This window comes from Planococcus sp. RAB007_Raresut (assembly GCF_057369535.1).
Map to the genome: position 1 here is coordinate 1 of NZ_JBXYIF010000261.1, position 238 is coordinate 238.

Here is a 238-nt window from a genome sequence, read left to right on the forward strand (position 1 = left end):
AGCGCATGGCGGATTCGGTACAACGTGAGTTGTCTGAGCTGATCCGTCAAGAGCTTAAAGATCCACGCCTGGGTGGTTTAGTGACCATCTCAGCCGTGAAAGTTAGTGCTGATATGGGATATGCTGAAGTTTATGTAACCGTAATGGGACGTGAGCTTGGTGATGATCAAAGTGAAGCAGCGAATAAAGAAACTTTAGATGTATTGAATAAAGCATCAGGTTTCTTGCCTCATGAATT

1 protein-coding gene is annotated in these 238 nt (G+C 44.1%); it reads left to right on the top strand.

Annotated features, from left to right (window positions below; genetic code table 11):
• A partial coding sequence (gene rbfA / locus AC2Q9J_RS18470; RefSeq protein ID WP_499042190.1) for a 30S ribosome-binding factor RbfA occupies nt 1-238 on the top strand: 238 nt, incomplete at both ends.